Origin of the sequence: Campylobacter concisus (assembly GCF_003048985.1) — a bacterium.
GTDB lineage: Bacteria > Campylobacterota > Campylobacteria > Campylobacterales > Campylobacteraceae > Campylobacter_A > Campylobacter_A concisus_AY.
On record NZ_PIRS01000004.1, the window covers coordinates 59,694 to 72,530 of the forward strand.

The window sequence follows — 12,837 nt, forward strand, 5'->3', positions numbered from 1 at the left end:
AATGAAAAAATTACTAATCGTTTCAAGTGTTGCAGCACTACTTTCAACTGCTGCTTTCGCTGCAGATGGCGCTACTATCTATAAAAAATGCGTTGCCTGTCATGGCGCTAAAGCTGAAAAAGTTTTCAATAACAAAGTTCCAGCTTTAACATCACTTGATGCAGCAGCTATCGAAGCAGCTCTAAAAGGCTACAAAACAGGAGCAAATAAATTTGGTCTTGGTGCTATGATGAAACCTATCGCTACTCCAATGAGCGATGAAGATGCAAAAGCAGTAGCTGAATACATCCAAACTTTAAAATAATCACAGGGGCGCTCGCCCCTTTTTCTACAAATTTAAACTCACACCAAATTTCAAAAGCTCTCTTGGCAGATAGTCATCTAAATTGCCGATCTTGTCGTTATCTATCTCTATTAAATTTAAATTGTATTTTTTATAAAGCTCTATCTTTTGCTCTTTTCTTTTTATATACGCCTCGTCATCTTCCAAGCCCCAAAATTCTACATAGACCTTGCCTTTTGGTATGTAAAAATCACAATAGACATCTTCTTTCATCGGCACTCTTTTTTCATAAGCGTAAGCTATGCCCTCAGTAAAAGTTTGCACTACATGTATCAGCTATATTTTTTTGGTTAAATTTTACGTAAGATTTTTGGCACAGCTTTCGCCTGATAAATTTTGTTATCAAATTTACTAAAATGACAAATATTATAATAGGTAGCGCAAAGCTAAAAAACGCTAGCAACATTATGGATAGTAAATTTGCCGTATCAAAAATTTGCATTTTTATGGTGTAGCGAGAGTAAATTTAAATTTTAAATGATAAATTCTGGTTCAAATTTCGTCCCATTTACCCTGACAACTCTTGCTGGTATGCCAACGACAGTTGCGTTTGCTGGGACGTTTTTTAGTACTACCGAGTTTGCACCGATCTTAGCATTTTCACCGATCGTTATGGCGCCAAGTATCTTTGAGCCAGCGGCGATAGTGACGCCATTTTTAATGGTTGGATGGCGCTTGCCACACTCTTTGCCGGTGCCGCCAAGTGTCACTTGATGATACATCATCACATCATCACCGACCTCAGCCGTCTCGCCGATAACCACGCCCATGCCGTGATCTATGAAAAATCTCCTACCAATCTTTGCCCCAGGGTGGATCTCGATGCCTGTTAGAAATCTTGCGATTTGCGAGATGAGTCTAGCTAGAAAAAACCACTTTTTTTCATATAAAAAATGAGAAATTTTATGAAACAAAACCGCATGGATGCCAGGAGTGTTTATAAGTATCGCCAAAAAGCAACAACTATGCACCGATGGGTCTTTTTCACGGACGGTTTGAACTAGCTCTTTTAGACTCTCCCACATATTTTTACGCTCCGTAAAGCTCTGTGCTTAGGTATCTCTCGCCGTTATCTGGAGCTATGAAAAGCACTTTTTTGCCAGCGCCAAGTCTTTTAGCCACTCTTTTTGCAGCCACGTAAGAAGCGCCGCCACTTATGCCTATCATCAAGCCATCACTCTTTGCTATCGCTCTAGCTGCGTTTAGTGCGTCATCGTTGCTTACTTTTTCTACTTCGCTAACTAGGCTCATATCCATTGTATTTGGTAAAAATCCAGCTCCTATGCCTTGAATTTTATGTGGTCCTGGGTTGCCGCCACTTAAAACTGGTGATGCTTCAGGCTCTACTGCGATGATCTTAGTGTCATAGCCTTTTTCTTTTAGAACCTTTGCCACGCCGCTTATCGTGCCGCCTGTGCCAACGCCTGCTACAAAGGCATCAAGCTTACTAAAATCAGCCACGATCTCAGCAGCTGTTGTTAGCTCGTGAGCTTGTGGGTTGTATTTATTCTCAAACTGGCTTAGCATTACGTGGTTTGGCTGAGAAGCTAGCTCAGTAGCTTTTGCGATCGCTGCTTTCATACCGCCAGCTGCAGGAGTTAGCTCAAGATGAGCGCCATAAGCTGCAACAATCTTGCGTCTTTCGATACTCATGCTCTCAGGCATGCAAAGGATCACTTTAAAGCCAAGCGCAGTACCGCACATAGCTACGCCGATACCTGTATTGCCGCTTGTTGGCTCAACGATAGTGTCGCCATGTTTTAGCGTGCCATCAGCTAGCATTTTTGTGATCATATTAAATGCGATCCTATCTTTTACAGAGCCGCCTGGGTTAAAAAACTCTAATTTTACGTAAATTTCAGCCTCATCAGCACCTGTTTTAACCTTTACGATAGGTGTATTACCGATCGTTTTTACGATGTTATCGTAGATCATCACTCCTCCTAAAATAAATTTCTCGTAAATTTAGCATAGAATTTAAAATAAAACATAAAAAGTCCTAATTTGCGCTAAATTTAAAATAAAATTTTTAATTTTTAATGCTATCAAGCACCTCTTGTCCGTTTTGGCTTAAAATTTTGCCTTTGAAATTCTCTTTGCAAAACTCCAAAATAAGCGCATGATAGAGCTTTAAAACCTCACTCTCGTCAAATTTCTCACTATCAAGAAATTTGTAAATTTCATCATAATCAAGCGAGCTAAACCACTCAGCCGCATCGTCGTAGCTCTCAAAAATGTAGTCAAAATATGCCATTATCCTAAGCGCATAGGCATCAACGACCATATAAGGCTTGCCGCAAGCATAAGCAAGTATCGCATCACAAGTCTCAGCGCCAACGCCTTTTACGCTTATGAGCCACTCACGGCTTGCGTTTTCTTTGAAGTTATCAAAGCTCTCAAATTCATTTTTTATAGCTAGACAAAGCGTCTTTAGCCGTTTTGCCTTTGTGTTGTAAAAGCCACTTGGCTTTATGAGTGTGGCAAGCTCGCTGTTTTCAAGCGTGCAAATGCCTTGCAGGCTATCTTTGCTCGCTTTTTTTAGATTATCCAGCGCTTTTTCAACATTTTTCCAGTTGGTATTTTGCACTAAAATAGCGCCCAAAATAACCTCAAAAGTGCCCTCGCCTGGCCATTTTAGCTCGTCAAAATTTCTACTTTTGTGATTTAGTAGAGCTAAAAACAGATCAGTTGATCTCATTTTAAATTTTCTTTAAAAGTTAGATAAAACTGCTTTGCTGTCCTACCGCTTCTGCTAGCTCTAAGGGTGGCGAAATTTTTAGCAAGCGTGTGAAGCTCATCTTTGTCGCCTGCGTAGTCTTTAAAGTAAAAATCAACCATTTTTAGGTACTCATCGTAGTTGCCTTGATAAAAGCTGATCCAAAGACCAAAGCGATCTGAGAGCGAAATTTTCTCCTGAGCTGCGTCGCTATAGTGGATTTCTCCGTCTATTAGCTGCGAGTTTTCATTTTCGCTTTTAAACTCGCTTATTAGATGTCTGCGGTTTGATGTGGCGTATAAAAGGACGTTTTTTGGCGGCTTTTGGATAGAGCCATCCATGATAGGTTTTAGAAATTTATACTCATTGCTGCCATTTTCAAAGCTTAGATCGTCGCAGAAAATGATAAATTTAAACTCGCTCTTTCTGATCTCATCGATAATGTCGCCAAGGTATTTTAGATCCTCGCAGCCAATCTCAATGATGCGAAGTCCCTCTTTATAAAATTTAGTAAAAACAGCCCTTACAAGGCTTGACTTGCCACATCCTCTCTCGCCCCAAAGAAGCACGTGATTTGCCTCGTCGCCAGCTATAAAATTTCTAGTATTTTTTAGCAAAATTTCTTTTTGTTTCTCCAGTCCATAAAGTGAGTCGATATCGACAAAATCGATATCCTCAACCGGTTTTAACATCCCTTTTGTACTTCTATAAATCGCTGCGTACTTCACGCCCCAATCTATCATCTCTTATCCTTTCTTAGATAGACCAAAATTTCAGCCAAAACATCGTCATCGTCCTTGCTGCGTGACTTTAGCCTGATCTTCTCGTCGTCATTTTTTGTTATTAGTATATTTTGTTCGCTGTTTGAGATCGTCTTTATACCAGCTTTTAGAGCTAAAATTTTGATGATGATAAGGTCTAAAAACTGCTTTGTAAATGTATCTATCTTGCCAAATCTATCCTCAAGCTCGCTTTGTATCTCATAGACCTCAGCGACCTCTTTGCACTTGCTAAGGCGCCTGTAAATTTCAAGCCTTAGCCTATCTTCTCTTATAAATTCTTGATTTAAAAAGGCGCTTACGCTAAGTTTTAGATCGATCTTGTCAAGCTTTGCGGAGTCTTGATTAAGAAGCTTGTTTATCTCATCTTCTAGCATCTTTAGATATAGCGAGTAGCCGATAGCCTCGATGTGACCGCTTTGCGCCTCGCCGATGATGTTACCCCCACCCCTTATCTCAAGGTCGTGATAGGCTAGCACCGAGCCAGCGCCCAAAAATGAGTTGCCCTCAAGTGCCACAAGTCGTTTTAGCGCGTCTTTGCTAATGGCATCTTTATCTTCCACCAAAAAGTAGCAGTAGGCCTGCTTGTCGCTTCTACCCACGCGACCGCGGAGCTGATGCAGGTCAGCCATGCCAAATTTATTGGCATTTTCTACGATTATGGTGTTTGCATTTGGCAGGTGGATGCCGCTTTCAACGATGCTGGTGCAAAGTAGCAAGTCATACTCGCCCCGCTCAAATTTCATCATCTCATCTTCAGTGACTTTTGCATTTACCTTTGAGTGAAGTATCAAAATTCTAAGCTTTGGCAAAATTTTCCTTAGATCATTTGCCGTCTGCTCGATGTCTGCGATGTGGTTGTGGATGTAAAAGGTCTGCCCGCCGCGTCTTAGCTCACGCATGATAGCCTCTTTGACGACCTTTTCGTCCCACTCTCTCACGCTTGTTCTCACATCCAGCCTTGAGCTTGGCGGAGTGGCTAAAATGCTATATGTTTTTATCTTGCTAAGCGCCATATTTAGGCTTCTTGGTATCGGCGTGGCGCTCATGCTTAAGATGTGTGAGTGCTGAGAAATTTCTTTTAGCTGCTCTTTTTGCTTAACGCCAAATTTATGCTCCTCATCAACCACGATAAGCCCTAAATTTTCAGCCTTTACACCAAGAAGTGCATGCGTTCCCACACAAACTATAGGCGCATTTTCTTTTAGTGCTTTTTGCAAGCTTGATTTTTCTTTGGCGCTTGAGAAGCGATCCAGCCTAAAGACCTTTATGCCAAATTTGCTAAATCTTTGGCTTAACGTCTTGTAGTGCTGCGAGCTAAGAAGTGTCGTTGGCACGAAGAAAAATGCGCTAAAGCCTGATTTTATGCAGGTAAATATGGCATTCATCGCAACTTCAGTCTTACCAAAGCCAACATCTCCGCTAAGCAGCCTATCCATCACCTTGCCGCTTTTTAGCTCATCTTTTATATCATTTACCGCTTTTTGCTGATCATTCGTGTATGAAAAGCCAGCGTCTTGGACGAAATTTAGATAAGAGATATCCTCTTTTTGTAAAATTTTGCCTGCGATTAGCTCCCTTTTTGCCGCCATCGCCACGATCTTTGAGGCGATCGCAAAGAGTTTTTCTCTAACCTTCTCTTTTATCTTGGCAAAATTTGCCTTGCCTAAGCGATCAAGCACCGCCATAGAGCCATTTTGAGCGATGTAGCGATCTATCAAATTTAGATGCTCAACCGGCAAAAGAAGCTTGTCGTCATTTTGATAGGCAATAACCACAAATTCTTTCGTCGCACCCAAAACCTTGATCTTTTCAAGCCCTAAAAATCTGCCTATACCATAATCTTCATGCACGACGTAGTCATTTACTTTTAGCTCATCAACCACGAGGCTTGAGCGCTTAATCCGCCTTTTTTTCTCAAATTTATTAAGAGAGACTACGATCTTGTCGTTTGAGGTTAAATTTACTACAAGGGGCGAAATTTCAAGCTTTACATTTGCAAAGCCATCAAGCTCATAGCCCTTAAAAAGCCACTCATTTCTTGAAAGAACGGTTATACTTTTGCTCTTATTTAGCTCAAAAAAGTCAAAATTTAAAGTAACTTCTATGTCTTTATAGACCTTTGGCTCGGGCAAAATTTCAATACCCTTAAATTTATCTTCAGCCACATCATAAATTTCAAAATCGATCTTTTTAACAAGCTTTGAGTCAAAAACTTTCAAGTAGTCGCTAAAGCTATCTATCGCCCAAAATCCAAGTGAATTTAGATCGCTCACCAAAGCATCGCTTTGCATATCCTCGATCTTTTGGCTCACTTTTTCAAACTCATCTTTACTCAAATTTGCGATAAATGGCACGATCTCAGCTTCGCTTAGCTCGGCTTTATTGCTAATTTGCGTGGCGGTATTGTAGTTTCTGATACTCTCCACCTCATCGCCAAAGAGTAAAATTCTAACAGGATCGTCCATATTTACGCCATAAATGTCGATCACTTCGCCGCGTATGCTAAACTCGCCAACGCTCTCAACGATATCGACGCACTCGTAGCCAAATCGTATGAGCAAGTCGGCAAATTCGCTTAAATTTAGATTATCTTTTAGCTTGATCGTTGAGCTCTCTAAGTTTTTTTGCGTTGGAAGTGGGTTTAAAAGCGTGCTAAATGGGCTTATGATGATCTTTTTGCCATCAAATTTATAGTATTTGCTAAGAACGGATGAAATTTCAAAAAGCTCTTCGTTAAAGCTTCTTAGATCATCGCCCTTTTTAGCTCTAAAATCAGGTAGTTTAAATGCGCTAAAGCCAGCAAAACTGGCCGCATCAGCGCAGAGTGCCGCCTCTTTGTCATCTTCGCAGATGAGAATTTGTGGGGCGTGTGTTAAAAGATACTCATAGACCTTTGCTTGCATAGTACTCTTTTAAAAAGGCTTCGACCAGGTGAAACGAGCCAAATGCTAGGTAAATTTTGCCGTTTTTTACCTCTTTTATATCGTTCATATCGCTTGGCTCAAACTCCCTATGCGAAATTTCAAGCTCGTTTAAAGCTTTATTTATAAGCTCTCCGCCAAGCTCCCTGCCCTCGCAGTGGTAGTGATAAAGTAGCACGCCATCAATGACTGGCTTTAGAGCTGCTAAGACCGCCTTGAAATCTTTATCTAAAAACGAGTTATAAACTAGCGTTAGCTTCTTGCCGCTAAACTCTTCTTGGCTAAATTTCTTAGCCACAGCCTTTGCGCCAAGCTCGTTGTGACCGACATCAACGTATAAATTTGAAGCGATCTTTTCGCATCTGCCACGAAGCGATAAAGCGCCAAGCTTTTTGATATCTATGCTGCTATCTAAAATTTTAGCTGCGGCGTAGGCTAGAGTTAAATTTGAGCGCAAAAACTCTGGAAGATTAAATTTATCTGCGTAGTTTATGATCTCGTTTAAATTTTCTTTGGTCAAAATTTCTCTTGGAAAGCTCAGAGTTGCGCCTTTCTCGCTCGCGATCTCTCTTGCGATAGCCACACTTATCTTGTTCATCTCATCATTTAAAATAGCTCTTTTGCCCATAGCTTCAAATTTCGTGCGTGAAATTTCTTCTAAGCTATTGCCTAATATCGCCGTGTGATCAAAGCCGATCGGAGTAAAGATGCTTAGCTCTTTTTCAAAGACATTTGTCGCATCCAGCACGCCGCCCATGCCAGCCTCGCAGACAAAGTAGTCACAACCCTCAAAAAGCACCGCAGAAAGCAGCGTCATATACTCAAAATAGCTCGTTTTTATCTTGTACTCATCACTCAAAAGAGCTTGCAAACGCTCATGAGCTCTCTCTAAAATTTCATCGCTAGCGACCTCACAATTTAACCAAAATCGCTCGTTAAATTTAAATATATGTGGGCTCGTGTAGTGGCCTACTTTTGCGCCCTTTTGGCTTAAAATTTGCGCTAAAAAGCGACCCGTGCTACCTTTACCATTTGTGCCGATGATGTGGATTATCTTAAAAGGCTTTAGATGGCCTTTGATCGTATCATAAGCCCTTATGATCCTACCATAGTCGATCTCTTTGTAGTAAAGTGGCTTGCCATCAAGAAATTTCGCTAGGCTCATTTTTCCTCGATTATCTTTGGCATGACTTGGTTTCTGCCGCCCTCTTTTGAAAGATAGAGCATCTTATCAGCGCCCTCAAGCGTCATAGTGTCACTTAAATTTGCACTTCTTGTCGCCACACCAGAGCTAATGGTAACTTTGATGCGCTCGTTTTTATAGATAAATTTGAAATTTTCAATCATGCTTCTTAACTTATCACCAAATCTAACACCATCTTTGAGGCTCGTGCTTGGTAGCAAAATGACAAATTCCTCGCCGCCATATCTACCTACAAAATCAACTTTTCTAGCATTTTTCTTAAGCACCTGAGCCACGGCAGAAAGGATCACGTCGCCAGCTTCGTGTCCGTAGGTATCGTTTATCTTTTTAAAGAAGTCGATATCAACAAAGCAGATCGAATAGTCCGTGCCGTAACGCTTATAAGCCTCTTCGATACGCTGAATTTCACTCATCAAAGCTCTTTTTGTAGCCACTTTTGTTAAAAAGTCCTCTTTACTCTCAAGCTTCGCAGCTTCAAGCTCTTTTTCTAGACTTGTGACCCTGTTTTGAAGCTCAGAAATGGTCGCTTGCTTGCTGTTCATTTCAAGGCCAAGCTCCTTACTCTCGATCTCTAAAGCACCTGCGATCTCGATAAGCATGCTCTTTACATGATCGATACTATTTGCATTTAAATTTACATTTTTAAGATCATTTTTGATGCTTTGCACCTTAGCTGAGTTACTTTGAGAGCTAGCTGCGATATCTGAAATCCTCTCGCCTATGCTTTGCAAGATGTTGTTTAATGAGCCAACCTTTTCGATGATCTCGGTTCTATCTTCTTCGATCCTGCGATCAACAAAACCTTTTATCTTATCTTGAAATTCTTTGCTATTTAGGCTTTGTGGATTTTGTTTCAAAACGCTTCTAATGCTGCTAAGCTCTTCGCCAAGCTCCTTTGTGATAGAAGGCTCAAGCGCAAAATTTAAAAGCTCAACTAAAGCGTTTTCTTCTGCGTTTTCATTTTTTTGAGATAAGAATTTCTCAAGCTCAGCGCTCATAGTCTTTAGATCGTCAAAGTCTCTCACGCCATAATATTTCAAAAAGTCCAAAAATTCAGTATCGTAAGAGCTTACAAAGTCAAACCATTTAAGGCACATCTCTTCAAGATTTTTCTCATCATATCTTCTAGCAAGTAGCTGCATGCCTTGCTCTGCTAGGGCTTTTGCATCTTTGTTGTGAAGCATAGAGATGGCTTGGAGAATTCTTCTTGCAAAGGCATTTAGTGACTTTAACTTTTTATCATCGACCACTTGTGCTGTGCCATTTTTAGCACCGTGAGAGAGCCTAGCGGTCATAAAAGCTACAAACTCATCAACCGTTTTTATATGAAGGCTTATAGCTTGCGCTTTATAGTCATCACCAAGCCTTGAGATATATTTTTCTATCTTTTTGCTCTCTTCAGTTGTAAAGCCATATTTTTTAGAAATTTCATTATAAACTTCGGTGTAATTTTCTGGCGTTAGCATCAAATGGCGATCTTTTATCTCGCTCAAGGCTTCCTTGACTATTTGACTAACGGTTACTGCTGCCATTTTTATATCCTTTTACAGCTAAATTTGCGATGTACTCATCAAACGCCTCTTTTGAAGCCTCTTTTATAGCTTCATACTTTTGAGTATCGCTAATGACACTATCTGCGTATCTTACGCTCTTTTGACGTCTTGCCACACTAAAATCATACTCGCCAGTAGCAGGTATATCTATGACACGACCATCTTTAAATTTGGTTTTATAGTTTAGAGTTAAAAGAGCTTTATAAGATGTGATATAGCCGTATTCATCATAGATGATTGCCTCGTAATTTAAACTTTTTACCGAAACTATTATCGAAGTATCAGCGCTATCTTTGCTTGATAGTGATTTATGCAGCCTTGCAACCATACCCTCTTTTACGGCATCTTTTATCCAGACACTATTTTTTGGCTCTTCTTTGCTGATAATAACATCAACATAAACTCTATCTCCAACCAAATCCTGCGAGATCTTTGAAACTGGTTTATAGCCACATCCGCATATAAATATCGCAATAAAAAACGCTAAAAAATATCTCAAAATTTATCCTTTAATGACAAAATTTACTAATTTGCCTTTTATATAAATCTCTTTTAAAATTTCTTTTCCTTCAAGCCATTTAGCCACATTTTGCTTAGCTTGTTTTAAAATTTCACTCTCACTCTCGCTCGCTGCCACTTCAAACTCAGCCCTTTTCTTGCCATTGACTGTAACTGCAAGAGCAATGCTATCTTTCACAAAGACCTCTTCTTTTACAGCTATCTTTGTGAAATTCTTTCTGTCAAAAAGCTCTTCGCTAAGCTCATTTGCGATATGCGGCACGATAGGCTCTAGTAAATTTAAGATGATGAAAAAGCCTTCAGCATTTACATCGTCATTATCCTGCGCATTTATAGCATTTAGTGCCTCCATGCAAGCAGCGATTAAAGTATTAAAAGCAAATGTATCGCCAAAAACCTCGGTTGATTTTTTAAGCGCTTCATAAATTTTTAGCCTTGCAAATTTCTCATCTTTATTTAAGCTTTCGTGATCTATCTCAGGCAATTTATCTATCTTTTTGATAGTTTGCGCCTTCTCCCAAAGCCTATTTAAAAACCTAAATGCACCCTCAACTGCGCTGTCATTCCACTCAAGCTCTTTTTGAGGAGGAGCGGCAAAAAGGATAAAAAGCCTTGCCGTATCGGCGCCGTATCTATTTATGATATCATCAGGATCTACGACATTGCCCTTGCTTTTACTCATCTTTTTGCCATCTTTTAAGACCATGCCTTGAGTTAGTAAATTTTCAAACGGCTCATCATCTCTTAGATAGCCAAGGTCTCTTAAGACCTTTTGGAAAAATCTAGCGTATAAAAGGTGCAAGATCGCATGCTCGATACCGCCGATGTACTGATCTACATTCATCCAATAATTCACGCTCTTTTCATCAAGTGCTTTTTGCTCCCAACTCTTCTCATCACTTGCAAATCTAGCAAAATACCAGCTACTCTCTACGAATGTATCCATCGTATCGGTCTCTCTGATCGCGTCTTGGCCGCATTTTGGACACTTTGTAAATTTCCAAGTTGGATGTTTATCAAGCGGGTTGCCCTCGCCTGTGATCTTGACATCTTCAGGCAGTGCGATAGGTAAATTTTCCTCTTTTTCAGGCACTACGCCGCAGCATTTGCAGTGCACGACAGGTATCGGCGCACCCCAGTATCTTTGGCGAGAAATTCCCCAGTCTCTTAGTTTGTAGTTTGTGATCCTTTTGCCAAGGCCATCTTTTTCAAATTTCTCTATTATAAAGCTTTTGGCCTCCTCTGAGCCAAGACCGTTTATCAGCTCAGAATTTATAGCAACTCCGTATTCTGAATACGCCTTAGAGCCGTCACTCTCGCCCTCAAGCGGCTTTACGACTGGTTTTATAGGTAGATTAAATTTACTTGCAAACTCGAAGTCTCTTTGATCATGCGCAGGAACAGCCATGATAGCGCCACTGCCATAGTCAGCTAGGATGAAATTTGCAACCCAAACTGGGATCTTTTCATTAGTGAGTGGATGAACGACGTAAATTCCTAAAAATTCTCCATCTTTATCGCTTGCTTGACGCTCTCTTGGGCTTTGATTAAGTATTGCTTTTATCTTTGCCTTTTTACTTTCATCAAATTTATCACTTTCAAGAAGCGCTTTTACGATAGGATGCTCTGGTGCAAGAGCTGTGTAACTAACGCCATAAATAGTATCGGGTCTTGTTGTAAATACCTCAAAACCATCAAATTTACCACCCAAAGTCTCTTTTGAAGCTTCATCAAGGCTAAATTTAAACTCCAAGCCGTAGCTTATGCCGATCCAGTTTTCTTGCATTGTAATGACTTGATTTGGCCATTTGCCTTCAAGAAGTTTTAGATCTTCAAGTAGCTCGCTAGCGTATTTTGTGATGTTGAAGTAATATCCTGGAAGCTCTTTTTGTACAACATCATTACCGCATCTCCAGCATTTACCATCTTCAACCTGCTCGTTTGCAAGCACAGTTTGATCGTATTCACACCAGTTTACGATGGCATTTTTTCTATAAACAAGCCCTTTTTCAAACATCTTTATAAAAAAGCTTTGCTCCCACTTTGTGTAAAGCGGATCAGATGTAGCTAAAATTCTCTTTTTAGAGAATGAAAAGCCAAGGCTTGCAAGCTCCTTTTTCATATAGTCGATATTTTCGTAAGTCCAAATTTTAGGGTGAATTTTATGTTTTATGGCTGCATTTTCAGCTGGCATACCAAAGCTATCAAAGCCGATAGGATGAAGCACGTTGTAGCCGCTTTTTCTATATGATCTAGCCAGCGCATCGCCGATAGAGTAGTTTCTTACATGTCCCATATGTATGCGTCCGCTTGGATATGGAAACATACTTAGGATATATTTTTTTGGCAAGCTTAGATCATCTTTTGGTTCAAATTCTTCATTTTTATCCCAAATTTCTTGCCACTTTTTTTCTATCTTTAAAGGCTCATATTTTCTCTTCTCAGCCATTTTTTCTCCTAAAATTCTTCTTGTGATTTGCTTGATTCTATTAATACCAAGGCTAGTGAAAATATATTTGCGATGACCGCGCCAATGGCTAGCGAGTAGCTAAGCGTTGCATTTTCAGATACTTGCAAAATAACAAAAGCTGGTATAAGGTGCAAATCAGCAACCAGCGAGCTAGCAAAAAGCTCAGCTGATAGTAAATTTTTAACACCGATCTTAAGTAAAGTTGAAACCAAATTTATACTAGCCGCCACAAAAAGGGCAATCTCGTTTTTATCATATAAAAACTCCGCCGTAGTCGTAAGACTCATCAGCGCAAAAAATATGTAGATAACTTTTCCCCAGTTCATTAT

12 protein-coding genes are annotated in these 12,837 nt (G+C 40.1%); 1 reads left to right on the forward strand and 11 read right to left on the reverse strand.

The annotated features are described in order from the left end of the window. Position 1: 1 nt before the first annotated feature. Complete coding sequence (locus tag CVS91_RS03910) at positions 2 to 304, forward strand: c-type cytochrome (RefSeq protein WP_009294052.1); 303 nt, start codon at positions 2 to 4, stop codon at positions 302 to 304. Positions 305 to 328: 24 nt separating this feature from the next. Here the strand turns inward: CVS91_RS03910 and CVS91_RS03915 are convergent, their stop codons facing one another. The 11 genes from CVS91_RS03915 to CVS91_RS03965 form a co-directional block, all read right to left on the reverse strand. Further along, the gene (locus tag CVS91_RS03915) at positions 329 to 607 is read right to left on the reverse strand and encodes a hypothetical protein (protein WP_234409659.1); all 279 of its coding nucleotides are present in this window, start codon (positions 605 to 607) and stop codon (positions 329 to 331) included. 209 nt (positions 608 to 816) lie between these two features. Continuing rightward, complete coding sequence (epsC, locus tag CVS91_RS03920) at positions 817 to 1,368, reverse strand: serine O-acetyltransferase EpsC (RefSeq protein WP_009294053.1); 552 nt, start codon at positions 1,366 to 1,368, stop codon at positions 817 to 819. Positions 1,369 to 1,372: 4 nt separating this feature from the next. Beyond that, a complete protein-coding gene (gene cysK, locus CVS91_RS03925) occupies positions 1,373 to 2,278 on the reverse strand; it encodes a cysteine synthase A (RefSeq protein ID WP_107830446.1) in 906 nt (301 codons plus the stop codon). 94 nt (positions 2,279 to 2,372) lie between these two features. Beyond that, positions 2,373 to 3,041 (reverse strand): endonuclease III domain-containing protein, encoded by a 669-nt coding sequence (locus CVS91_RS03930; RefSeq protein WP_107830448.1) that lies wholly within the window; start codon positions 3,039 to 3,041, stop codon positions 2,373 to 2,375. Further along, positions 3,038 to 3,802, reverse strand: a complete 765-nt coding sequence (locus tag CVS91_RS03935; protein ID WP_107830450.1) for an ATP-binding protein — start codon at positions 3,800 to 3,802, stop codon at positions 3,038 to 3,040. The genes CVS91_RS03930 and CVS91_RS03935 overlap by 4 nt, the downstream gene beginning before the upstream one ends. Continuing rightward, positions 3,799 to 6,744, reverse strand: coding sequence for a transcription-repair coupling factor (mfd, locus tag CVS91_RS03940; protein WP_107830452.1), 2,946 nt, complete (start codon positions 6,742 to 6,744; stop codon positions 3,799 to 3,801). The genes CVS91_RS03935 and mfd overlap by 4 nt, the downstream gene beginning before the upstream one ends. Continuing rightward, positions 6,725 to 7,927, reverse strand: a complete 1,203-nt coding sequence (locus tag CVS91_RS03945; RefSeq protein WP_107830454.1) for a Mur ligase family protein — start codon at positions 7,925 to 7,927, stop codon at positions 6,725 to 6,727. Before CVS91_RS03945 ends, mfd begins: the two co-directional genes overlap by 20 nt. Then, on the reverse strand, positions 7,924 to 9,498 hold the full coding sequence (locus CVS91_RS03950; RefSeq protein WP_107830456.1) for a diguanylate cyclase: 1,575 nt from the start codon (positions 9,496 to 9,498) through the stop codon (positions 7,924 to 7,926). The genes CVS91_RS03945 and CVS91_RS03950 overlap by 4 nt, the downstream gene beginning before the upstream one ends. Next, a complete protein-coding gene (gene lptE / locus CVS91_RS03955; RefSeq protein ID WP_087580875.1) occupies positions 9,479 to 10,018 on the reverse strand; it encodes an LPS assembly lipoprotein LptE in 540 nt (179 codons plus the stop codon). Before lptE ends, CVS91_RS03950 begins: the two co-directional genes overlap by 20 nt. Positions 10,019 to 10,021: 3 nt before the next feature. Next, complete coding sequence (gene leuS / locus CVS91_RS03960; protein ID WP_107830458.1) at positions 10,022 to 12,487, reverse strand: leucine--tRNA ligase; 2,466 nt, start codon at positions 12,485 to 12,487, stop codon at positions 10,022 to 10,024. Positions 12,488 to 12,495: 8 nt separating this feature from the next. Next, complete coding sequence (locus tag CVS91_RS03965) at positions 12,496 to 12,834, reverse strand: DUF6394 family protein (RefSeq protein ID WP_002942000.1); 339 nt, start codon at positions 12,832 to 12,834, stop codon at positions 12,496 to 12,498. Positions 12,835 to 12,837: the final 3 nt, after the last annotated feature.